The sequence below is a fragment of the Gordonia sp. VNK1 genome, from assembly GCF_040049135.1.
GTDB lineage: Bacteria > Actinomycetota > Actinomycetes > Mycobacteriales > Mycobacteriaceae > Gordonia > Gordonia oleivorans.
This window is the reverse complement of the sequence record NZ_JBDZDJ010000002.1, coordinates 323,638-346,126: the sequence shown is the minus strand read 5'-3', so window position 1 is coordinate 346,126 and position 22,489 is coordinate 323,638. Positions and strand designations below refer to the sequence as shown.

General features: G+C 67.8%; 19 protein-coding genes. 4 read left to right on the top strand and 15 right to left on the bottom strand.

Annotated elements, in window-relative coordinates:
• Position 1: 1 nt before the first annotated feature.
• The 3 genes from dnaE to lspA all read right to left on the bottom strand — a co-directional run bounded on the left by dnaE (position 2) and on the right by lspA (position 5,332).
• On the bottom strand, positions 2-3,550 hold the full coding sequence (gene dnaE / locus ABLE94_RS03580) for a DNA polymerase III subunit alpha (protein ID WP_348808065.1): 3,549 nt from the start codon (positions 3,548-3,550) through the stop codon (positions 2-4).
• 209 nt (positions 3,551-3,759) lie between these two features.
• Entirely contained in the window at positions 3,760-4,686 is a 927-nt protein-coding gene (locus ABLE94_RS03575) for an RluA family pseudouridine synthase (RefSeq protein WP_348804062.1), read from the bottom strand.
• Positions 4,679-5,332: a signal peptidase II gene (lspA, locus tag ABLE94_RS03570; RefSeq protein WP_425476135.1), complete on the bottom strand. Its 654-nt coding sequence runs from the start codon at positions 5,330-5,332 to the stop codon at positions 4,679-4,681. The genes ABLE94_RS03575 and lspA overlap by 8 nt, the downstream gene beginning before the upstream one ends.
• Positions 5,333-5,521: 189 nt before the next feature.
• On the opposite strand from lspA, the gene ABLE94_RS03565 reads away from it, so the two are divergent.
• Positions 5,522-6,436: a hypothetical protein gene (locus ABLE94_RS03565; RefSeq protein ID WP_348804258.1), complete on the top strand. Its 915-nt coding sequence runs from the start codon at positions 5,522-5,524 to the stop codon at positions 6,434-6,436.
• Between the two features lie 117 nt (positions 6,437-6,553).
• Here the strand turns inward: ABLE94_RS03565 and ABLE94_RS03560 are convergent, their stop codons facing one another.
• Positions 6,554-7,108 carry a WKL family lipoprotein gene (locus ABLE94_RS03560; RefSeq protein WP_348804064.1) on the bottom strand — a complete coding sequence of 185 codons (555 nt, stop codon included), beginning with the start codon at positions 7,106-7,108 and terminating at the stop codon, positions 6,554-6,556.
• 240 nt (positions 7,109-7,348) lie between these two features.
• Between ABLE94_RS03560 and ABLE94_RS03555 the strand changes: the two genes are divergently transcribed.
• Positions 7,349-8,362, top strand: a complete 1,014-nt coding sequence (locus tag ABLE94_RS03555) for an asparaginase (RefSeq protein ID WP_348804065.1) — start codon at positions 7,349-7,351, stop codon at positions 8,360-8,362.
• Here the strand turns inward: ABLE94_RS03555 and ABLE94_RS03550 are convergent.
• Positions 8,305-9,783 (bottom strand): DNA polymerase IV, encoded by a 1,479-nt coding sequence (locus tag ABLE94_RS03550; protein WP_425476134.1) that lies wholly within the window; start codon positions 9,781-9,783, stop codon positions 8,305-8,307. The genes ABLE94_RS03555 and ABLE94_RS03550 overlap by 58 nt on opposite strands.
• Before the next feature lie 98 nt (positions 9,784-9,881).
• Positions 9,882-10,325 carry a nitroreductase family deazaflavin-dependent oxidoreductase gene (locus tag ABLE94_RS03545; protein ID WP_348804067.1) on the bottom strand — a complete coding sequence of 148 codons (444 nt, stop codon included), beginning with the start codon at positions 10,323-10,325 and terminating at the stop codon, positions 9,882-9,884.
• Positions 10,326-10,435: 110 nt separating this feature from the next.
• Here ABLE94_RS03545 and ABLE94_RS03540 point away from each other — a divergent pair, with 110 nt between their 5' ends.
• A complete protein-coding gene (locus ABLE94_RS03540; RefSeq protein WP_425476125.1) occupies positions 10,436-11,206 on the top strand; it encodes a TetR/AcrR family transcriptional regulator in 771 nt (256 codons plus the stop codon).
• On the opposite strand, the gene ABLE94_RS03535 is transcribed toward ABLE94_RS03540, so the two are convergent.
• Positions 11,194-11,649 carry a MarR family winged helix-turn-helix transcriptional regulator gene (locus ABLE94_RS03535; RefSeq protein WP_348804070.1) on the bottom strand — a complete coding sequence of 152 codons (456 nt, stop codon included), beginning with the start codon at positions 11,647-11,649 and terminating at the stop codon, positions 11,194-11,196. The genes ABLE94_RS03540 and ABLE94_RS03535 overlap by 13 nt on opposite strands.
• A gap of 44 nt (positions 11,650-11,693) precedes the next feature.
• Here ABLE94_RS03535 and ABLE94_RS03530 point away from each other — a divergent pair, with 44 nt between their 5' ends.
• The gene (locus tag ABLE94_RS03530) at positions 11,694-12,803 is read left to right on the top strand and encodes a phosphotransferase (RefSeq protein WP_348808063.1); all 1,110 of its coding nucleotides are present in this window, start codon (positions 11,694-11,696) and stop codon (positions 12,801-12,803) included.
• 157 nt (positions 12,804-12,960) lie between these two features.
• Here ABLE94_RS03530 and ileS read toward each other — a convergent pair whose 3' ends face one another.
• From ileS to ftsZ, 8 genes are all read right to left on the bottom strand, one after another.
• Positions 12,961-16,161 (bottom strand): isoleucine--tRNA ligase, encoded by a 3,201-nt coding sequence (gene ileS, locus ABLE94_RS03525; RefSeq protein WP_348808062.1) that lies wholly within the window; start codon positions 16,159-16,161, stop codon positions 12,961-12,963.
• 330 nt (positions 16,162-16,491) lie between these two features.
• Positions 16,492-17,283 carry a hypothetical protein gene (locus ABLE94_RS03520; RefSeq protein WP_348804073.1) on the bottom strand — a complete coding sequence of 264 codons (792 nt, stop codon included), beginning with the start codon at positions 17,281-17,283 and terminating at the stop codon, positions 16,492-16,494.
• 24 nt (positions 17,284-17,307) lie between these two features.
• Entirely contained in the window at positions 17,308-18,147 is an 840-nt protein-coding gene (gene wag31 / locus ABLE94_RS03515) for a DivIVA-like cell division protein Wag31 (RefSeq protein WP_348804074.1), read from the bottom strand.
• 246 nt (positions 18,148-18,393) lie between these two features.
• Positions 18,394-18,711, bottom strand: a complete 318-nt coding sequence (locus tag ABLE94_RS03510; protein ID WP_425476124.1) for a YggT family protein — start codon at positions 18,709-18,711, stop codon at positions 18,394-18,396.
• A 143-nt stretch (positions 18,712-18,854) separates the two neighbouring features.
• Entirely contained in the window at positions 18,855-19,592 is a 738-nt protein-coding gene (locus tag ABLE94_RS03505; RefSeq protein ID WP_348804076.1) for a cell division protein SepF, read from the bottom strand.
• A gap of 97 nt (positions 19,593-19,689) precedes the next feature.
• Positions 19,690-20,421, bottom strand: coding sequence for a YggS family pyridoxal phosphate-dependent enzyme (locus ABLE94_RS03500; RefSeq protein WP_348804077.1), 732 nt, complete (start codon positions 20,419-20,421; stop codon positions 19,690-19,692).
• Positions 20,418-21,224, bottom strand: a complete 807-nt coding sequence (pgeF, locus tag ABLE94_RS03495) for a peptidoglycan editing factor PgeF (protein ID WP_348804078.1) — start codon at positions 21,222-21,224, stop codon at positions 20,418-20,420. Before pgeF ends, ABLE94_RS03500 begins: the two co-directional genes overlap by 4 nt.
• Position 21,225: 1 nt before the next feature.
• On the bottom strand, positions 21,226-22,401 hold the full coding sequence (gene ftsZ, locus ABLE94_RS03490; RefSeq protein ID WP_348804079.1) for a cell division protein FtsZ: 1,176 nt from the start codon (positions 22,399-22,401) through the stop codon (positions 21,226-21,228).
• Positions 22,402-22,489 lie beyond the last annotated feature (88 nt).

Below are 22,489 nucleotides of genomic sequence, written 5' to 3'. Positions count from 1 at the left end.
GCTACTGACCCAGGCAGCTGGGACCGAGCAGTGCCTTCAGATCACCCATCAGCGCCGAACTCGGCGTCACCCGCAACGACTCGGTGAGGCGCAGCAGCGTGGACCGCTCGTCGCTGACCAGGGTGACGTGCACATCCGCGGTCCCGGGATGCCGGGTCAGCACCTGCTTGAGCGCGGCCACCCGGTCCGGGGTGCACATCCGCGCGGGCAGGGTCAGGGCCACCGGCTTCGACGCCCCGGCGGCGGCGAGATCGGGAACGGCGAGATCATTGGCGCTGATCATCGTCGAATCGTCACGCTGGTTGACCCGCGCCCTGATGAGCACGATGTTGTCCGGTGCGATGTCCATTCCGTACGCCGCGAACGCCCGCGGGAAGAAGTAGACCTCGACACCACCGACCATGTCCTCGAGGGTGACCGCGGCCCACGGCTCACCCTTCTTGTTCACCCGGCGGGTGACCGCGGAGATGATGCCGCCGATCGTGATCTGCGCGCCGTCGCCGACGTTGCCCTCGAGCAACTGCGTGATCGAGGTGTCGGTCTGCGCGGCGATCGCGTGTTCGACGCCCGCGAGGGGATGCCCGGAGACGTAGAGCCCCAACATCTCCCGCTCGAGGGTGAGTTTGTGTTTGGTGTCCCACTCCTGATCGGGCACCTTGACCGCGAACACCTCGGCAAGAGAATCGGACGCGTCGTCGTCGCCTCCGCCGAAGAGATCGAACTGCCCGATCGCCTCGGCCTTCTTGGTGCCGATCACCGATTCCACGGCCTCGGCGTGAATCAGGAACAGACCCTTGCGCGGATGCTCGAGCGAGTCGAAGGCGCCGGCCTTGATCAGCGACTCGGAGACCTTCTTGTTGCAAGCGGTGACGTCGATCTTGTTGAGGTAGTCGGAGAAGCTGGTGAACTTCCCCTTCTCCTCACGGGCCGCCAGGATCGACGACACGACGCCGGAGCCGACGTTGCGGATGGCGGCCAGACCGAAGCGGATGTCGGTGCCGACGGCGGCGAAGTTGCGTTGCGACTCGTTGACGTCCGGCGGCAACACCGTGATGCCGAGTTTGCGGCAGTCGGCGAGGTAGATGGCCGCCTTGTCCTTGTCGTCGCCGACCGAGGTGAGCAGACCCGCCATGTACTCGGCGGGATAGTTGGCCTTGAGGTAGGCGGTCCAGAACGACACCAGACCGTAGCCGGCGGCGTGCGACTTGTTGAAGGCGTACCCGGCGAACGGCAACACCGTGTCCCACAGCGCGGTGATCGCGGCCTGGGAGAACCCGTTGTCGCGCATCCCGTCGGCGAAACCGTCGTAGGCCTCGTCGAGGATCTCCTTCTTCTTCTTGCCCATCGCGCGGCGCAGCAGGTCGGCCTGTCCGAGCGAGTAGCCGGCCACCTTCTGCGCGATCTGCATGATCTGCTCTTGGTAGACGATCAGGCCGTAGGTCTCGGCGAGGATCTCCTTGAGCGGTTCCTCGAGCTCGGGATGGATCGGCCGGATCTCCTGCAGACCGTTCTTGCGCTTGGCGTAGTCGGTGTGCGCGTTGACGCCCATCGGGCCGGGCCGGTACAGCGCGAGCACCGCGACGATGTCCTCGAACCCGGTGGGCTGCATCATCTTCAGCAGTTCCCGCATGGCCGCGCCGTCGAGCTGGAACACGCCGAGGGTGTCGCCGCGGGCGAGCAGTTCGTAGGTCTTGGGATCTTCGAGCGGCAGGGTGTCGAGGTCGAGGTCGATACCGCGGTTGAGGGTGATGTTCTCCAGCGCGTCACCGATGACGGTGAGGTTGCGCAGCCCGAGGAAGTCCATCTTCAGCAGGCCGATGGCCTCGCACGACGGGTAATCCCACCCGGTGATGATGGCGCCGTCCTGCGCACGTTTCCACACCGGGATCGCGTCGGTGAGCGGTTCGGAGGACATGATCACCGCGCAGGCGTGCACGCCCGCGTTGCGGATCAGACCCTCCAGACCCAGTGCGGTGTCGTAGATCTTCTTGACGTCCGGGTCGGTCTCGATGAGCGTGCGGACCTCGGTGGCCTCGTTGAACCGCTCGTGTTCGGGATTGGTGATACCCCAGACCGGGATGTCCTTGGCCATGATGGGCGGCGGCAGCGCCTTGGTGATGCGGTCGGCGATGGCGAACCCCGGCTGCCCGAACTGGACCCTGGCCGAGTCCTTGATGGCGGCCTTGGTCTTGATGGTGCCGAAGGTGATGACCTGGGCCACCTTGTCACTGCCCCACCGGTCGGTGGCATAGCGCACCATCTCACCGCGGCGGCGGTCGTCGAAGTCGATGTCGATGTCGGGCATCGACACGCGCTCGGGGTTGAGGAATCGCTCGAACAGCAGTCCGTGCGGGATCGGATCGATGTTGGTGATGCCCAGTGCCCATGCGACGAGCGACCCGGCCGCCGACCCACGACCGGGACCGACGCGGATGCCGACCTCCTGCGCGTGCCGGATCAGGTCGCCGACCACCAGGAAGTAGGCCGGGAAGCCCATCTGGATGATGACGTCGAGTTCGTAGTTCGCACGCCGCTGATACTCCTCGGGGACCTCGGTCCCCGGGAAACGACGCTCGGCGAGGCCGGTGGCGACTTCCTTGCGAAGCCAGGTCTGCTGGGTCTCGCCGTCGGGTACCGGGAAGATGGGCATCCGGTCATGGTGGGTGAAGACCTCGGCGTAGCTCTGCACGCGCTCGCCGATCTCGAGGGTGTTGTCACAGGCACCCGGGACCACCGAATCCCATTGCGCGCGCATCTCGTCGGCCGATTTGAGGTAGTAGCCGTCGCCGTCGAACTTGAAGCGGGTCGGGTCGGAGAGGGTCTTGCCGGTCTGCACGCACAGCAGCGCCTCGTGGCTGGCCGCATGATCCTTGGTGACGTAGTGGCAGTCGTTGGTGACGATGGGCTTGATGCCGAGCTTACGGCCGATCTCGAGCAGTCCCTCGCGAACCCGGCGCTCGATCTCCAGACCGTGCTCCATGAGCTCGAGATAGAAGTTCTCCTTGCCGAAGATCTCCTGCCACTTGGCCGCGGCCTCGAGTGCCTCTCGGTCATGGCCGAGTCGCAGCCGGGTCTGCACCTCACCGGACGGGCATCCGGTGGTGGCGATGATTCCCTCGGCGTATCGGGCGATGATCTCGTCGTCCATACGCGCCCATTTGCCGAGTTGACCCTCGATGGAGGCCAGCGAACTGAGCTTGAACAGGTTCCGCAATCCGGTCGAGTTCTCGGCGACCATCGTCATGTGGGTGTATGCGCCCGAACCGGAGACGTCGTCACCCTTCTGGTCGCGCGTCCCCCATTGCACCCGCTTGGTGGTGAACCGGGACTCCGGCGCGATGTAGGCCTCGATGCCGATGATCGGCTTGATGTCGTTCTTGATCGCGGTGTTGTAGAACTCGCTGGCGCCGAACATGTTGCCGTGGTCGGTCATGCCGATGGCGGTCATCCCGAGGCGTTTGGCCTCGGCGAACAGCGGCGCCACCTTCGCGGCACCGTCGAGCATGGAGTACTCGGTGTGGTTGTGCAGGTGAACAAACGAGTCGGCCACGGGACGCTTCTCACCTCGGTGTTTCTCGACTGGTCGGATGGGGCGTCACCAACTGTAGGCGCAACCACCGACAGCCGACGCCGGGCACGCCGCATGTGGCTGGTGAGGCGATCACGCGTGTGTCGGGCCCGGTGTGTCGTGCCCGGCGTGTCGTACCCGGGCGTCGTACCCGAGTGTCGAACCCGGAGCGTCGAATCCGGAGCGTGGCCTCAGCCGGCCCGCAGCACGTCCAGGGCGTGCTGCAGGTCGGCCGGATACGGACTGGTGAACTCGACATACCGACCGTCCGCGGGATGCGCGAAGCCCAGCGACCGGGCATGCAACCACTGACGCTCCAGCCCGAGCCGGGCGGCCAGGGTCGGGTCGGCGCCGTAGGTGAGGTCGCCGCAGCACGGATGGTGCAGCGCCGAGACGTGCACCCGGATCTGGTGGGTGCGTCCGGTCTCGAGATGGATGTCGAGCAGCGATGCGGCCGCGAACATCTCGATGGTGTCGTAGTGGGTGATGCTGGGCTTGCCGGCCGCGGTGACGGCGAACTTCCAGTCGTTGCCGCGGTGGCGGCCGATCGGGGCGTCGATGGTGCCCTCCGGCGGATCGAGGTGCCCCTGGACCAGCGCGTGATACCCCTTGTCCACCTCCCGGTCCCGGAACGCCCGTTTGAGCAGCGAATAGGCCCGTTCGGAGACGGCGACGACCATCAATCCGGAGGTGCCGACGTCGAGCCGGGACACGATGCCCTGGCGTTCGGCGGCACCGGAGGTGGAGATCCGGAATCCGGCGGCCTCGAGGGCACCGACGACGGTGGGTCCGCTCCAGCCCAGTGAGGGATGCGCGGCCACCCCGACCGGCTTGTCGACGACGATGATGTCGGAATCGTGGTAGATGACCTCGAGATCCTCGACGGGGGTCGGCTCCACCCGCAGCGGTTCGGCGGGTTCGGGCAACAGCACGTCGAGCAGGCTGCCCGCGGTCAGCTTGTGCGACTTGCCGACCGCGACACCGTCGACGGTGATGTCACCGTCGTCGGCGAGACGCCCGGCGACGGTACGCGAGAGTCCGAGGATGCGGGCCACCCCGGCGTCGGTGCGCATGCCGGCCACGCCGTCGGGAATCGGGAGGGTCCGTGACTCACGCATCGGTGGCCCGCCGATCCTCGGTGCCGCCCTCGGTGCCGTCGCCGTCGGTGTCGCCATGGCGCGCCGCCCAGCCGGATCGTGAGCCGTCGTAGTCGAATCCCAGCAACGACAGGACCACCAGCAGGATCGCGCCGCAGACGACCGCGGAGTCGGCGACGTTGAACACCGGCCACCAGCCCACCGAGACGAAGTCGACGACGTGGCCGCGCAGCGGTCCGGGGGCCCGGAAGATGCGGTCGATCAGGTTGCCCATCGCACCCCCGAGGACCAGCCCGAGTCCGAGCATCCACCAGCCCGAGCGGAGTCGGCTGCTGTAGCGGATGATCACCACGACCACCACCAGCGCGACGACGGTGAGCACCCAGGTGTAGCCGGACGCCATCGAGAAGGCCGCACCGCTGTTGCGGACCAGGCGCAGGGTGACGACGTCACCGATGATCGACACCGGGTCACCCGGGGTGAGCAGCGACACCGCGAGTGTCTTGGTCAGGATGTCCAGGGCGATGACGCAGCCGGCGATCACGGCGAGAATGCCGAGGACCCGGCCACCACGTGTCGGCTCGGTCGGCCCGGTCGCCGCAGGAGTGCCGCTCCCCGGATCGTCGGCGCCGTCATCCGACGACGCGGTGACCTCGGGTGCGTCGATCTCCTGTCCGCCCGCCTCCTGTCTGTTCGCCGAGGGCTCCTCACGCGCTGCTTCATCCACCCGACCATCATCCCTGATGCGTGCAATACGCTGACTGCCGTGTCCCTGACGTCCGATTCCACCGCGTCATCGACGCGCCATCAGCCGGTGTCCCGCCATCGATCGGTATCCCTCCGCACGCGCTCGTCGATGGTCGCCGCCTGCGCCGCGACGTGCGGTCTGCTCCTCGCCGCGTGTGGCTCCGACACCGACACCCCGGCGTCGGCGACCCCGGCGGTGCCGAGCGGGCCATGCGTGTCGGCGGCCACCGCGGCGAGTATGGCGACGCAGATCCCGATCCCGTCGGCATCGGTGACACTCACCTCGCCGGGCACCGGGCCCCTCCGCGCCGCGAGCGCGGCCCCCGACCTCGCCTCGGCGCAGCAGGTCACCCTCTCGACCACCTCCACCGAGTCGTCGACGACGGCACAGACGACGCAGTCCCTCGACACACCGCTGACGGTGCGCTTCGGGTGCGACGCACCCGATCGGCTGACCGCGGTGCTCGGCGCCCCGACGTCGGCGCAGCCGGAACTCGGCGGTCAGTTGCCGCCGGTCGCCGGCAGCGTCGCCGAGATCGGTGTCGGTCCCGGTCTGGCCCCGCTGTCGTTGCGTCTGGCCCCGACCGATCCATCGTCGGAATCGGCGCGACGCGCCGTCGAACAGTCGCTGGTGCAGTCGTTGCAGAACGCGATCACACTGCCCGCCGATCCCATCGGTGTCGGCGCCACGTGGCGCACCGAACGCACCCTGTCCTCGGCGGCGACCGTCGTGCAGACCGTCGAGGCGCGGCTGACGCGGTGGGAGGGTGACCGTCTGACGGTGTCCTTCACCGCCGACGAGTCACCGGTCAATTCGGTGTTCACCATTCCCGGCGGCGATGCGACGCTGACCATCGAACGGTATTCCTACACCGGTTCCGGCGAGGTGACGATCGATCTGACCCGCGGGCTGCCCGTCGCGGGAACGGCCGAGTATCGCGGGGCGCGCGAGCTGGTCGGCGCCGACGTGAATCAGCCGCTGCTGCAGACCTTCGGGTTCACCATGGGCTGGAAGTCGCCCTGACGACGTCGGCACGGCCCCCTGGGCCACGCCTGGCGGGCATACGACGATGGCCACCGATCCGGAGGGATCGGTGGCCATCGTCGTCGGTCGGGGCCGCGCTGTCAGTTGGGTGCCCTGTCAGTTGGGTGCGCGGCTGGTGGTGGTGCGGCGGGTGCTCGTCGACGGGCACATCGCGCTGGTGACACCGTTGTTGGTGATCAGCGGGCAGACGAAGCTCGACGCCAGCTTCCAGCGACCGTTGTCGTAGACGATCTGGGCATCGATGTCCTGGGGTGCCTGGTCGGGCAGTTTCACGGTCGCGCGCACCGTCGCGCGGTTGGGTCCGTCGACGGTGACCGGGCCCTTGAGGGTGTAGGTGACGTCCTGGTTCTGCTGGCGGGCCTCGACCAGCTTGTCGAAGACGGACGGGTCCTTCTCCGAATTCTGGACGAGGACGACCTTCTGCGCGTTCGGCACCTGCGGGTCGAGTGCCGTGTCGAGCATCTGGTTCAGCGTCGCCACCGACGGCGGCGAATCCGGATTGGTGACGTCGCTGCCGTCGGACGCCGTCGAACTGCTGGTCGCGGGAATGGTGGGGATGTCATCGGAACCGTCATCGCCGCCACAGGCGGTGAGGCCGGCGGTGACCGCGGCGGCGATCATGACCGCACCTACGAACTTCGGAAACTTCAACGAACTCCCTCACTGGTCTTCGGGTCTGGGCATCGGTTCGGATGCACGGCGCCGGGACTCCCCGCCCCGCGCGCCGCGACGAGTTCTCCCCACTATGCCAAACAAGATCGGGCATGAGCGCCAACCCCGGCCCAATCCGGCGTCACCGGTCACCGACCGCCGCCCCGCATCGAGGTCGGTCCTCGACTCCACCCCGCAACGGTTGACGCCACCCGGAGGTTCCGGGGAACCTTGTGATCCATGGCACCTTCGCAGGCCCGCGCCCGCATCGTCCTGATCACCACCGGCGGCACGGTCGCCTCGCAGACGACGGCCGACGGGGCCGTGCCGACGTTGTCGGCCGATGATCTGATGGGTGTCGCCGAGGTGCCGGGCACCGTCGGCGATGACGCCGACGCGGTCCCGGAACCGCTGGTGAGTGCCGTCGACGTGGTCGCCGTCGACCTGATGGCGAAGGACTCCTCGGCACTGACCCCGGCCGATCAGTTCCGGATCGTCTCGGCCATCGCCGATGCCCTCGCCGACGACGCGGTGGACGGCGTGGTGGTCACCCACGGCACCGACACGATGGAGGAAACCGCCTTCCTCGCCGACCTGTTCGCGGCCGATCCGCGGCCGGTGGTCTTCACCGGCGCCCAGTATCCGGCCGATTCCCCGGATTCCGACGGCCCGGAGAACATTGCCGCGGCGTTGGGCCACGCGGCGGACCCGGCGAGCCGCGGTCACGGGGTCTCCATCCTCCTCGGTGGGCAGCTCGTCGCGGCGCGTGGTGCGTTCAAGGCGTCCACGGTCGACCTCGATGCGTTCGACTCGGTGCATGACGGGTTGCCACGACCGCTGCTGACCGGTCCGGTGCCGAGTGGCCGGTTGGCGCGGGTGGACACCTACAGCCTGTATCCGGGTGTCTCCCCCGGCATCATCGCCGCGGCCGTCGCGCAGCATGCGGGCGGCATCGTGTTGGCCGGGACCGGTTCGGGCAACACCCATCCCGACATCACGGCCGAGGTGGATCTGGCGCGTCGACGCGGCGTGGTCGTCGTCGTGTCCACCCGGGTTCCGTTCGGCCCGGTCGTCCCCACCTATGGCGGCGGTGGCGGCGCCGTCGATCTGGAGCGGGCGGGCGCGATCGTCTCCCGGTGGCTTCGTCCGCCGCAGGCCCGGATGGCGCTGTTGGCACTGCTCGGCACCGGCTGCGATCAGGACGAGGTGGCCGACTTCTTCTCGGCATCCGAACCGCGTGACTGGCCGGCCTGAGTCGCCGTCGACGGCCACGCGAGGCTGTCGAGCGGATCGGCCGGTTGCAGGTTCGCGTCCGACTCGGTGAACGTGCGGACCGGTCCGGGTCCGGTGGCCCGCGTCTCGAAGCGCACCGTCACCACCCCGTGACCGGCACCCTGCACCCACCCGTGCCCGTACTCGGGGTGCACCACGTCGCGGCCGGTAGCCCAATGGTGGTGCGCCCCGGACGGATTCGCGCTCGTGCGGTTCCCGGCGGGGACGTCGAGGTCGAGGGAATCGGTGTGCACCGGATCGATGTCACCCGAGTCGGGCTCGACTGAATCGGGATCGACCACAGGGGTGTCGCCCGGATCGAGGTGGGCAGAACTGATTGCGCCGGCCGTGACCGCCGCGTCGCCGAAGAGTGCGTACTGCTCGATGTCGCTCAGTCCCGAGTACCCGACGCCGACGAGCCGGATCGGGCCGATTGCCTCCGGATCGAGGGCCAGTCGCTGAGCGATGGCGACCAGCGCGTCGAGGTCGCTGGTGGCGGCGGGAAGGGTGGAACTGCGGGTGAGGACGGACATGTCGGAGCGTTTGAGTTTCAGGACCACAGTGCGGGCCCCGCGACCGTCCGCGACGAGCCGCCGATGGGCGTCGGCGGCCGCGCGGGCGATCGCCGGCCGCAGGGCGGGCAGGGTCACGATGTCGTCGGCGAATGTCGATTCCGCCGAGATCTGTTTCGCCGCGGCACGTTCGGTGACGGGGCGGTCGTCGATGCCCTGGGCCAGGCGATGCAGCGCCGGCCCGACGGTCGACCCGAGCACCGAGGCCACCTCCACCTCGGACAGTGCCGCGAAGTCACCGATGGTGGCAATCCCCAAGCGCGCCAATCGGTCTCCGGATACCGGGCCGATCCCCCAGAGTTTGCGCACCGGAAGTGCGTGCAGGAAGTCGAGTTCCCCGGATGGTCCGATGACCATCACCCCGTCGGGTTTGGCCATCCCCGATGCGATCTTGGCGATCTGCTTGCCCGACCCGAAGCCGACCGAGGCCGCCAGTCCCACCTCATCCCGGATGCGGCGCCGGATGGACTCCGCGAACTCCTGTGCGGTGGCACCACTTTCGCCACTGAGCTCGGACGGTTCGGCGAACGCCTCGTCGAAGGACAGCATCTCGATCACACCCACCGATTCGCGGACGATCGCGAAGATGCGTTCGCTCACCGCGCGGTAGACGCTGCCGCGTGGCGGCAACACCACCGCGGTCGCGCCGACCAGTCGCCGCGCCTGATGCATGGGCATCGCCGATCGTGCGCCGTAGGCACGGGCGGCGTAGCTCGCGCCGGCCACGACTCCGCGGCCGCCGGTACCGCCGACGAGGACGGGTCGCCCGGCGAGGGTGGGCCGGGTGAGTTGTTCCACCGAGGCGAAGAAGGCGTCCATGTCCAGGTGCATCACCCAGCGGGCACTGCGTTCCCCCTCTCCGGAGGGAGCGGATCGATCGGACACCTCACCAGCGTAGGCAGTACCGGACGGGGCACTCGCCGCGCGGGTCACCCGACGACGAAGACCGGGATCTGGTGGGCGTGGGCGCGGATCTGATCGGCGGTGGCGTCGACGCCGACTCCGTCGGGCAGGAAGCGGCCGACTTCCCAGCCCCACTTGTCCAGGTAGCGGCGGATGATCGCCGGGCGCGCGGAATCGGGCACCTCGGTGAGGTGGGCGGCACGAGTGCGACGACCGCGACGCAACTCGACCGCCCCGTTGACCCGCACGTTGCGCACCCACTGGGTCTGACCCCGCACCGAGACCAGGTACTGGGCGCCGTCGATGGTCAACGGGTTGACCGGGATTCGCTGCGGTGTGCCGGTCTTCCGTCCGAGGACGGTCAGGGTTTGCGCGCCGGCCAGATTCACGCCGCGATCGGCGAGCCATCGGACGATGGCGTTGAAGCGGACATCGAGACCCTGCGGTGCGCGGTAGTGGGTGTCGGACATGTCGGCCCTTTCGTTGAGGCGGAATCGAGAGCGGTGCTCTCTAATTCAGAATCCGCCATCCCGGCCAGAAAATCAAGAGCACCGCTCTCATTCATGGCACGATGGTCGCCATGCCCCCTGCCGACACTCCCCCGTCCCGCGCGACCACATCGCGTTCCCGTGCACAGAATCGACAGGTCATGGAGTCCGAGATCCTGCGGCTCGGGCGTGAGCATCTGCGCACCCACGGAGCCGCGGGACTCTCGCTGCGTGCGATCGCCCGGGAACTCGGCGTGGTCTCCTCGGCGGTCTATCGCTATGTGCCCAGTCGCGACGAACTGCTGACGCTGCTGCTCGTCGAGGGGTACACCGACCTCGGCGAGGCGGTCGACGCCGCCGCCGATGCCGCCGAACCGGCGGATTCCTACGTCCGAATCCTGGCCGTCGCCAACGCGATTCGTTCCTGGGCGATCAACGACCCGGCCCGGTGGGCACTGCTGTACGGCAGCCCGGTACCCGGCTACGCCGCCCCCGCCGACCGCACCGTCGCGCCCGGCACCAGGGTGATCGCCCGCCTGCTCGCCGAACTCGCCGACGCACATGCCGCCGGACGGACCACCGATCGCCGGACCTCGCTGCCCGCCGAACTGTCGACCGACCTCGACGCCATCCGCACCGAGTTCGCCAGCACCCTGCCCGACGGCGTCCTGCTGGCCGGAACACTGTTGTGGTCCACCGTGATCGGCGCGACCTCGCTGGAGGTCTTCGGCCAGTACGGCACCGACACCTTCGCCGCGCCGGAGCAGTTGTTCGGCGCACAGGTCGACGCCGTCCTGTCGGCGATCCTGCGTCGGGACCGACCGACTCCCGACCCGCGCGTGTTACCCGATCACGCGGAGTAGAGATCCTCGCCGTGTGCAATCCGGGCCAGGACCCGACGGAACACCTCGTAGTCGTGGGGTCCCACCTCGGCGGCCCATGTGCGTTCGACCGCCGACAGATACACCCGAAGTCGCCCGATCAGGTCCTCGCCTCGCGCGGTCACCGAGATCCGCCGCACGCGTCGATCGCCCGGATCGTGGCCGACCGCGAGGAACCCGCCGTCGACCAGGAAGGCGACGTGCTGACCGGCGCCCTGCTTGGTCATTCCGAGAACCTGCGCCAGGTCGACGGTCCGCCCGGCTCCGTCGGCGACCGCCTCGAGGACGCGAAAGTGCGAGACGCGCAGGCCGTCCCACTCCTCGGGGACCACCCCTGCGCGTACCCGCGCCAGGGCGAGTCCCAGCAGCATCGCCACGTGCGGACCCGGCCCGGCTGCGGACATCCCCTTGACAGAATTGGTCAATCTACTTACCTTTCTAGTAAAGTAGCTTGACCAAAGGGTAGCCGATGAGCGCGTCGCCACAAGAGCCTTCCCCCGCGCCCTGGCTCGAGGAGATCCGCGCCGTTGTGCCCGGCGAGATCCGTGAGACCTCGGTCGCCGACGTCGATTACCCGCTGTCGACACTGACCACCGGCGAACGCGCCGAGGTTCGCGTGCGCACCGACGCCGGCACCCACCGCCTCGTCCGCAAGGTCGCCCGATCCGTGGCACGGTCTCCGATGCTGGCGGCAATACCGCCCGAACACCGGGCGGTCCTGATGGACGCATTGCCCTGGCGTGTCGAGCCCGACGTATACCGCTCGCCCATGTCGTCGTCGCTCCCCGAGGGCATGCGACAGGCTCGATGCCCGGCCGTCATCGATCTCGACGACGAATCCGCCGCCATCTGGCTGGAACGGGTCGACCATGTCCCGGGTCCGTGGTCGGCAACCGACTACCGCGACGCCGCCCGGATGCTCGGACGATTCGCCGGTGCGGACCCGATCGGTCACATCGCCGACGCCATCGGACACCCGACCGGTCCGCATCAGGCCCGGGTGTACTGGCAGATCAAGCTGTGCGGGATGTATCTCGCGGCGTTCGACGAGGGATCGGTGTGGTCACACCCGGCGCTGCTCCGAACGGTGACGCCGGCTCTGCGCCGTCGGCTCGACGCGTTCATCGAGCAGGTGCCGACCCTGCTGACCGAGATCGAGTCGCTCCCGCTCCTCGTCGCACACGGCGACGCATGTCCCAACAACATCCTGCGTTCCGTGGACGGCTCCGGGTTCATCGTCATCGACTGGGCGTTCTTCGGCCGCAATCGGGTGGGCTTCGATCTCTCCCAACTCGTCATCAGCGAGATCGACCTCGGACGGATGCCCGGCGCGCGCCTCGGCGAACTCCAGGATCTGTGCCTGCCCGCCTACCGAGCCGGACTCGCCGACGGCGGCGTGCGGATCACACTGCCCGATCTCACCCGCGCCCACCGCATCCAACTCGCCCTCGCGGCAGCAGTCGCCTCCATCCCCGTCGAACGCCTCACCCCCGATGCCGTCGCCGACCCGGCACTCGAGGAATACTGCCGTCAGCGCATCACGGCTTTGGAGCACATGCTTGCGGCGATCGACATCTGATCGCGAACCCGACGTCCAACCCCATCCACGGTGACAGCGCTCGACACCACGTTGACAGCGCTCTACCCGACGTTGACAGCGCTTGGCGAAGCGCTGTCAGTGAAATTCAGAGCGCTGTCAACGTGTGCGTGAGCGCTGTCACCGACCGTGCCGGCGCTCAGCTTCCGGCGGGCGCCTTCACCACATCGGCGCTGACGCCGTCGCCGAGTGCGATCGCTCCGGCAGCACCGTCGACGTCGACGTCGAAGCGGACCGCGAGAACCTCACCGGCGATCAGCTCGGCATGACGCCGGGCCCATTCGGCGCGCCCGGCGGGTACCACCAGACGGATCTCGATGCGGTCGGAGACGTCGAGTCCCAACGTCTTTCGCGCATCCTGCAGTTCCCGCACGCGGTCCTTGGCCCAGCCCTCGGATTCGAGTTCCTCGGTCACCGCGGTGTCGAGGACGACCAGGCCACCGCCGCCGGGCAGCTCGGCCGTCGAATCCGGCTCCACCGCAACCAATTTGCGCGTGTACTCACCGGGCTGCAGATCGATCCCGTCGGCCGAGACCACCTCGGTGCCATCGGCGGCCGACGACACGGTCCAGTTGCCCGCCTTGACCGCCTTGATCACCCGCTGCACATCCTTGCCCAAACGGGGTCCGGCCGCGCGGGCGTTCACCACCAGCTCGTGGCGCCCATAGGCGTCGGCGTCGGTGGACAACTGCACCGACTTCACATTCATCTCGTCGGCGATGAGGTCGGTGAACGGGGTGAGTTGCTCGGCCGTCGGCGACGCGATCGTCAACCCCGGCAACGGAAGTCGCACCCGGAGCTGGTTGGCCTTGCGGATACTCGACGCCGTCGAACACACCGCCTGCACCTCGTCCATCGCCGACACCAACGCGGTGTCGCCGGGCAGTTCGTCGGCACTCGGCCAGTCGGTGAGGTGCACCGACCGTCCGCCGGTCAGCCCGCGCCAGATCGCCTCGGTGGCCAGCGGCAGCAGCGGCGCCGCCAGCCGGGAGGCCACCTCGAGCACCGTGTACAGCGTGTCGAAGGCGTCCGCATCGGCGTCCTGTCCCGCCCAGAACCGCGCCCGGGACCGACGGACGTACCAGTTGGTCAGCGACTCGACGAACTCGCGGAACGACTCACATGCCCCGGCGATGTCATAGGTGTCGAGCGCCGTGGTCATGTCGTCGCGGGTGACCGCCAGCTTGGCCAGGATGTACCGGTCGAGCACGTTGGTCGAGTCGGTCCGCCAGGTGGCCGGCCGCTCGGCGTAGAGCTGCAGGAAACTGTAGGCATTCCACAGCGGCAGCAGCGCCTGACGGACTCCCTCGCGGATTCCCTTCTCGGTGACCACCAGGTTGCCGCCCCGCAGCACCGGCGAGGCCATCAGGAACCAGCGCATCGCATCGGAGCCATCGCGGTCGAAGACCTCGTTGACGTCGGGGTAGTTGCGCTTGGACTTGCTCATCTTCTGGCCGTCGTCGCCGAGCACGATGCCGTGCGCGATCACGCTCTTGAATGCGGGCCGGTCGAACAGGGCCGTCGCCAGTACGTGCAGGTTGTAGAACCAGCCGCGGGTCTGACCGTTGTACTCGACGATGAAGTCACCCGGATTGTGCGGCAGCACACCGGAATCGGCGTCACCGTCGAACCAGTCGGCGTTCTGGAACGGGTAGTGCACCTGCGCATACGGCATCGACCCGGACTCGAACCAGCAGTCGAGTACCTCGGGGACGCGGCGCATCACCGAGGTACCGGTCGGATCATCGGGATTGGGCCGGGTCAGCTCGTCGATGTAGGGACGATGCAGATTGTCCGGTCGCACCCCGAAATCCCGCTCGAGCTCGTCGAGTGAGCCGTAGACATCGGTCCGCGGATACTCCGGATTGTCCGACACCCAGACCGGGATCGGCGCACCCCAGAAGCGATTTCGGCTGATGTTCCAGTCCCGCGCACCCTCGAGCCACTTGCCGAACTGACCGTCCCGGATGTGTTCGGGCGCCCAGGTGATCTGCTTGTTGAGCTCGAGCATCCGCTCCTTGATCGGCGCCACGGCCACGAACCACGACGGAACGGCCATGTAGATCAACGGCTTTCCCGATCGCCACGAATGCGGATAGGAGTGCTCGATCGTCTCGTGCCGCAGGATCTTGCCCACACCCTTGAGGTCTTTGATGATCACCGGATTCGCATCGAAGACCATCAGGCCTTCGTACGGTGGCACCTGCGCGGTGAATCGGCCACCCGGATCCAGTGGCTGCACCACCTCGATGCCGTTGGCGGTGGCCAGTTCCATGTCCTCTTCACCGAAAGCCGGTGCCAGATGCACGATTCCGGTGCCGCTGTCGGTGGTGACGTAGTCACCCAACAGGATCCGGTGCGCATTCGGATGGCCGGCGAAGAAGTCGAACGGCGGCGTGTAGTGCAGATCGGCGAGGTCGGCGCCCCGGTAGGTGCCCAGGGTCTCGGAATCACCGAACTCCTTGGCGGAGGCACCCACCAGCGCCTCGGCGAGCAGGTATTCCTGCCCGTCGGCCGCCCTGAGGTGGACGTAGGTGACATCCGGGTTGACGGCGATGGCGAGGTTGCTCGGCAGTGTCCACGGGGTGGTCGTCCAGATGAGGGCGTTCACGCCGTCGAGTTCGGTGTGCGGACCGTCGGGGACGACCAGCGGCATGCGCACGGTGACCGCCGGGTCCTGACGCATCCGGTAGGCGTCGTCGAGCTTGGATTCCTGATTGCTCAGCGGTGTCTGCTCGTACCAGGAGTACGGCAGCACGCGATGACCCTGATAGATCAGGCCCTTGTCCCACAGCCGCCGGAAGGCCCACATGACCGACTCCATGAAGTCGATGTCGAGGGTCTTGTAATCGTTGTCGAAGTCCACCCAGCGGGCCTGCCGGGTCACGTAGTCGCGCCATTCACCGGTGTAGCGCAGCACCGAATCGCGGCAGTAGTCGTTGAACTTCTCGACGCCCATGGTCTCGATCTCCGACTTGTCGGTGATCCCGAGTTGGCGTTCGGCCTCGAGTTCGGCGGGTAGACCGTGGGTGTCCCAGCCGAAGCGGCGCTCCACCTTCTTGCCGAGCATCGTCTGGTACCGCGGTACCACATCCTTGACGTAGCCGGTCAGCAGATGCCCGTAGTGGGGCAGGCCGTTGGCGAACGGCGGACCGTCGTAGAAGACGAACTCCGGGGCGTCGGCGCGGTTGGCGATCGACGCACGGAAGGTGTCGTCGGCATCCCAGTAGGCCAGGACCCGTTCTTCGACCGTGGGGAACGACGGTGCTCCACGCTCGCCGTCGGTCATGTCGACGACGGGGTACACGTGGGTGTCGGGGGACGAACTGGCGTCGCTCATACGAAGGGCTCCTCGTGCCATCACTGCTCATTCGGCACGGGGACGCATCATCTGCGCGGTACCACCCCGCTTGCATCGGCAGACACCGATGCCACTCGGCACCCGCGGGACCGCCGATGGGCGACCGTCGCGGATCAACAAGGCTGTGACGGGCCAACCCGCCTGGTTCTACTGAGGGCGGACATTGCCGGACCGGGTGGGCCCGGCCGTACCCCGTTCTTCCAGGTGCTCCCCGGTGATGGCCGGATCAACGCAGCACTCAGTGTAGCCGCCGAGGGCGGCCGACAACCAAATCGTTTTCGGGCCCCGCTGCCAAGCGCCCGCTGTCGCTCAGGACAGTGGCGGACGCCAATTCGGATCGAGCGGATCGATCGTACGGGGCGGGGGCGGATCCTCACGATCAGCGTCGGCGTCGGAGGTCGCCTGCGGTTGCGCTCGTGTCACCGCGGGGTCCGTCGCACCGGACGACGATGAGGTGGGAACCGAACCCGGTGCCGGCGGTGCCGGCACATCAGCAGGCTTCGGCGTATCGACGATGTCGGCGGCGCCCACGGATCGCAGATAGTCGGCGTAACCCCGTTCGGCCGTTGTCGGAGAATCAACCGTCGAGTCAACGTTCGGTGAGTCGACGGTGGGTGAATCGCCGGTCGGCTGCGCCGGGGGCACCGGGGTGCGATCGGCCTTCTCGGCATGGGACGCCGGCGGCTCGGCCGGCGATCGTGGTGTCACCACACCTTGCCAGAGGGCCGCTCGCTCGTCCTCTGCCGACATCGGCACCGCTCTGGGCCCGCCGGGATGCGGCGGCGGAGAACTCGACGGTTCGTCACCGGCGGCCACAGTCTGAGCCGATCCGGCTTCGTCCCCGGTCGGGCCGGCATCGTCGCCGGCGTCGCGTTCGTCGTGGGCGGCAGCGTCCTCATCGGTCCCGAAGCCGAACCCGCCGCCCCGATCGGGCTCCGGCTTGGTCCGGCGCCCCGACCACACGATGTCGGCGACCAGGAAGATCAGTCCGACCAGACACACCACGATGCACGCGACCGCGAGCCACAGTGTGCCCGTGATCAAACCGACGACGAGCAGGACGAAACCGACGAGCGTGGCCGCCAGGGCCAGGGTCAGCATGTCATGTGCTCACGTCGCGGGCGATCAGCTCTGCGAGTAGTTGCTGAACCCACCATTGCCCGGATCCGTGGAGAACGACTGGTCGACGGGGCGTCCACTCTCCACCGGTGCGGCGCTACCGCGCTGCTGCAACTCCTCGAGCTGCGATTCCAGGTAGGTCTTCAGGCGGGTGCGGTACTCGCGCTCGAACACCTTGAGCTGTTCGATGCGGCCCTCGAGCACACCACGCTGCTGGTTGATGGTGCCCATGATCTCGGCGTGCTTGCGCTCGGCATCGGACTGCAGGGCGTCGGCACGCTCCTGGGCCTGACGCACCTGCGCCTCCGAACGCGTCTGAGCGTCGGCGAGGATCGCCTCGGATCGCTGCCGGGCGTCGGTCAGGGTGGCCTCGGACTTGCTCTGCGCGTCGGCGACCATCGAGTCGGCTCGCTGACGGGCGTCCGACAGCAGGGCGTCGGCCTCCTGTCGCGACGATCCGGTCAGGCGGTCGGCCGTCTCCTGCGCCAGGGCCAGAACCTTGGCGGCCCGGACATGGGCGTCGCCGTCGACGGGTGCGCTGACCGGTGCGGCAGCGGCCACCGGGGCCGGGGCGGGCTCGGGTTCGGGCTTGGACATCGAGAAGACCTGCGTGTGGTCCTCCGACGGTGCCGGAGCGGCGGCGACCGCACCCGACTTGGCGTCGGCGAGCTCGCCTTCGAGTTCTTCGACGCGCTGCTTCAGATCGGAGTTCTCATCGATCAGACGCGCGAGTTCCGCCTCGACGAAGTCGAGGAATTGATCCACCTCGTCCTCGTTGTAGCCGCGTTTACCGATAGGCGGTTTGCTGAACGCGACGTTGTGCACATCAGCTGGTGTCAGCCGCATGTCGGTCCCCTCAATGTCGTTCGAGATTGTGTGTTGTTGACGGTCGAAAACTGTGCCCAGTACAGAGTGTCACTGATCATTCATACCAGTCAAAATCTGTAACTGGCGTCTTATCCTGTCACACCTGAACCGTTCGTTGTAGATCATCGATGTCGTCTCGCAACCAAACAGTCATCTAACTATGACATCCATGCCCGTCGAAATGGCCCACTACCGGCAGACACGTACCCGATGGCGCTCCTGCTTTCAGACCGGCATGCCGAGCGCGGCCAGGGCCGCCGATGTCCGGAACGAGCCCACGAATTGCATCGCGATGACGACAACGATCAGCACGATCATCAGGGACAGATCCAGCCGCACCGGTCCGAGGGGAATCGGCGGAATGATGCGCCGCAGGAGTTTGATCGGCGGATCGGTGAGGGTGAAGGTCACCTCGATGACCACCACGACGATTCCGGTCGGTCGCCATTCCCGCGCGAAACTGCGGACCAGTTCCACGATGAGCCGGGCCAGGAGCAGCAACCAGTAGACGAACAGGACGTAGTAGAGGATTTCGAACAGCATCGCCACTTCTCAAGAGTGCCTGACGCCGCGCGCCCGCGGTCGCACCGGTGTGACCCGGCACGTCTCCGCGGGCGCGACGACGACGATCGGATGGGATGGCCCGACCCCACCGGAGGGTGGGCGATTGGGCCGATTTGCGCAGTTCAGGACTGATTGTAGAAGCCGGTTTCGGCGATCTTGCGCCGATCCTCGGCCGAGACGTCGATGTCGGCGGGCGAGAGCAAGAACACCTTGGTGGCGACCTTGTCGAACGAACCGCGCAACGCGAACGCGAGTCCGGCGGCGAAGTCGACGAGTCGCTTTGCGTCGTCGTTGCTCATGTTGACCAGATCCATGATCACCGGGTTGCCGTCGCGGAAGCGCTCACCGATGGTGCGGGCCTCGCCATAGTCGGACGGGCGCAGCGTGGTGATCTTGTGCAGGGGTCCGTCGGCGAACACCCGCTCGAGTTCTCCACGCGATTCCACGCCGCGGGGACCGCTCGCGGCGCGCAACGTCGCGCTGCTCGACCGCTGCAGCGGCTCGAGCCGGGCCGGACGCACACGCTCCGGACCGTGTTCGACGGCCGCCCGGACACTGCCCGCGTAGGCGTATTCCGGTGCCGCGGCGTAGCCGGCCTCGAATTCGTATCCGGCCGCGGCGTAGCGGCGTTCCTCGCCATACCCGTCACGCTCCCGGAAGCCGACCTCGCGGAACTCCCCGTAGCCTTCTCCGGCGACCTCGTCACGGTAGGAGACGTCGCCGTAGTACTCGTCGCGGTAGGACCGCTCCCGCGGCACCGCCCGCACCGGTCCGGGGCCCGGCTCGTCGAGGTAATCGTCCTCGTACTCACTCGGAGGCACCATGCCGAAATATGCCTTGAACTTCTGCATCGTGGTCATGTGCGGGGGCCTCTCTGTCGTCCGACGCTTAGAGCGGTGTTGCAGGTGGTGCCGGTGGGTGTTGTTGTTCTCGTTGGTTCTCGTGTGACCAATGTGATTACTGAGAGAGTATCGGCCGAGAACCCATGATCGCGGTACCGACACGCACGCATGTCGAGCCGTATTCGATCGCGATCTCCATGTCCCCGCTCATCCCGGCGGACAACTCACCGGCCTGCGGGTGATCGGCGAGAAAACCCTCCCGGACCTCGGACATCCGCTCCATCCACTGCCGGTGAGAACCGTCGACGGGAGTGATCACCATGAGCCCACGCAGCCTCAGGGACGACTCCGCGGCGATGGTCTCGGCCAGGGCCGGCAGGTCCGCGATCTCGACACCACCGCGCGTCGGGTCACCGTCGAGACTCACCTGGGCGAACACGCCCAGCGGCGCGTCGCGCACGTGCTCGTCGAGTGCCTGTTCGGCTGCCCGGCCCAGATGCCCGACGAGCTTGTCGCGGTCGACCGAATGCACCGAACGCGCCCACCGCGCAACGGTTTTCGCCTTCTTGGTCTGCACACTGCCGATCATGTCGAACACCACCCGATGGGTCGGTACGGCGTCGCCGAGTTCGGCGAGCTTGCGGCTCGCCTCCGGCTCCCGCGACTCGCCGAAGGCCCGCTCCCCCAGCTCGATCAGCCGCATCACGTCGGATGCCGGGAAGAACTTGGTGACCACCAGCAGTTCGACGTCGCCCACCGGGCGACCGGCCGCGGCGACCGCGGCGTCGAGCCGCTCACGCACGGCCGCGAGTCGCCCGGCGAGTTCATCCGAGCGCGGATCGCTCACGACCCGGCCACCGGGCCGGCAGCGTCCTCGTCGGGATCGCCGTCGGGATCGATCCAGATCACCGACGCCAACCGGCCGGTGGGGGCGCCACGTCGATGGCTGAACAACTCGGTGTCGGAGATGGTGCAGCGCGGATCCTGCGCCACCGCACCGACCCCGACGGCGAGGAGTTGCCGACGGATCCCGGCGCGCAGGTCGAGGCCCGCGGTTCCCTGACGGGTTCGGCAGGCACTGCCCGGGAGGTGTTCCTCGACGTCGCGCTGCATCGCTGCGGGGACCTCGTAGCGCTCACCGCTCGCGGCCGGCCCGAGGAACGCCCCGATGCGTTCGGGACGCGCGCCGAGCCGGATCATCGTGCGCAGCGTCGCCGGGATGATCCCGATCCGCGCACCCACCCGCCCGGCGTGCACACCGGCGATCACACCGGCCTCGTCGTCGCTGAGCAGGACCGGCACGCAGTCGGCGCTCAGGACCGCCAACGCGACGCCGGGGACCGTGGTGACGAGGGCGTCGGTCGCCGGCACCCGGATCGACGGTCCGACCCGCTCGCCCTCGGCGGATCCGAGCGTCTGCTCGTCGATGACCGTGACGTTGCGACTGTGGATCTGCTCCATCCAGACCACCGACGACTCCTCGACACCGATCTGCTCGGCGAGGCGTCGCCGGTTGACCGCCACGGCCGCGGGGTCGTCGCCGACATGATCACCGAGATTGAAGCTGTCATACGGCGCACGCGAGACGCCGCCGGCGCGGGTGGTCACCACGCGCCGGACCCGCGCACCACCGGAAACCGGTGAGTTCATCTCACCGCTTCATGAAGGACGGAACATCGACGTCGTCGTCGTCGAGGGTCACGTTGTTGCGGCGGGGCCGCTCGGGGGCGGCGTTGGAGGCGAAGGGATCGCCCTGCCCGGCCGGGAGGTCACCGAAGAGCGGATCGCTCTTGGTGGGCGTCGAGACGGTACCGGCGGTGGCCGATCCGACCGCCGACTTCCCGGCGGCGGCCGTGGGTGCGTCGGTCCGCTTGCGCGGTGCGCCGCCGTCGAATCCGGCCGCGATCACCGTCACCCGGACCTCGTCACCGAGGTTGTCGTCGATCACGGTGCCGAAGATGATGTTGGCGTCCTCGTGGGCCGCCTCCTGCACCTGGGTCGCCGCGTTGTGGATCTCGAACAGGCCCAGGTCGCTGCCGCCGGCGATCGAGATGAGCACGCCGCGTGCGCCTTCCATCGAGGCCTCGAGCAGCGGCGAGTTGATCGCCGACTCCGCGGCCTTCTTGGCACGATCCTCACCGCGGGACGAACCGATACCCATCAGCGCGCTGCCCGCGTCACTCATCACGCCCTTGACGTCGGCGAAGTCGACGTTGATCAGACCGGGCGTGGTGATCAGGTCGGTGATGCCCTGCACACCGTTGAGCAGTACCTCGTCGGCGCTGCGGAAGGCGTCCATCAGGCTGACCTGGGCGTCGCCGAGCTGCAGCAGACGATCGTTCGGGATGACGATCAGGGTGTCGCAGGATTCGCGCAGTGCGGTGATGCCGGCCTCGGCCTGATTGCCACGCCGCTTGCCCTCGAAGCCGAACGGGCGGGTCACCACGCCGACGGTCAGCGCGCCCAGCTTGCGTGCGATCGCGGCCACCACCGGCGCGCCGCCGGTTCCGGTGCCGCCGCCCTCACCCGCGGTCACGAACACCATGTCGGCACCCTTGAGGAGCTCCTCGATCTCGTCGCGGGCATCCTCGGCCGCACGACGACCCACCTCGGGATCGGCACCGGCGCCGAGACCACGCGTGGAATCACGTCCGACGTCGAGCTTGACGTCGGCGTCGGACATCAACAGCGCCTGCGCGTCGGTGTTGATGGCGATGAACTCAACGCCCTTGAGGCCCTGCTCGATCATCCGGTTGACGGCGTTGACGCCGCCGCCGCCGATGCCGACGACCTTGATCACGGCCAGGTAGTTGTGCGGTGGCGTCATGACGCTCGCCTTCCTTCTCGGGTCAAAACCCTAAACCTCAACCATAGATCTAGAGTTATGTCAAGTAGTGGTGTTGGTGACGACGCTA